This window comes from Clostridium ihumii AP5 (assembly GCF_000612845.1).
In the GTDB taxonomy this organism is placed as follows: domain Bacteria; phylum Bacillota; class Clostridia; order Clostridiales; family Clostridiaceae; genus Clostridium_J; species Clostridium_J ihumii.
The window spans coordinates 1-818 of the sequence record NZ_CCAT010000036.1 but is presented as its reverse complement, the minus strand read 5'-3'; the positions used below and the strand labels follow the sequence as shown (position 1 = coordinate 818).

Genomic DNA, 818 nt, shown 5'->3' with positions numbered 1-818 from the left:
GTTAGCCGGGGCTTCCTCCTCAAGTACCGTCATTATCTTCCTTGAGGACAGAGCTTTACGACCCGAAGGCCTTCATCGCTCACGCGGCGTTGCTGCATCAGGCTTTCGCCCATTGTGCAATATTCCCCACTGCTGCCTCCCGTAGGAGTCTGGACCGTGTCTCAGTTCCAGTGTGGCCGATCACCCTCTCAGGTCGGCTACTGATCGTTGCCTTGGTAAGCCATTACCTTACCAACTAGCTAATCAGACGCGGGTCCATCCTGTACCGCCGGAGCTTTGATACAAAAGCCATGCGACTTTCGTATGTTATCCCGTATTAGTATACCTTTCGGTATGTTATCCGTGTGTACAGGGCAGGTTACCCACGCGTTACTCACCCGTCCGCCGCTCTCTCCGAAGAGATCGCTCGACTTGCATGTGTTAGGCACGCCGCCAGCGTTCATCCTGAGCCAGGATCAAACTCTCAAATATAATTTAAAAAGTTGTCCATCGCTCAGCTAATCATTATCTGAATATCTGGCTTGGTTGTTTGTGTTTAATTCTTTAAAAAAGAATTTTTATAATTAACCTACTGTTTAATTTTCAAAGTTCATTTTTGTTTTGCCCTTTTCTTAAGGACAAGTAATACTATACCACCTTGATTTAACATCGTCAACACTTTTTTTAAATTTTTTTTTATTTTTTTATAAATATAAAAAAGCTTTGAGATTAATCACAAAGCTTCTTACTATTCCTTAGTTTAAATCAGCTATTATTTCACTTATAACTTGTTTAGGATTTTCTAATGCTATACAAGGCTCTACTTCATAGTATTCAAC

1 rRNA gene is annotated in these 818 nt (G+C 41.8%); it reads right to left on the bottom strand.

Features of this window, described 5'->3' with window-relative positions:
• A 16S ribosomal RNA gene (locus tag BN346_RS04340) occupies positions 1-471 on the bottom strand; the annotation flags it as partial.
• Positions 472-818: the final 347 nt, after the last annotated feature.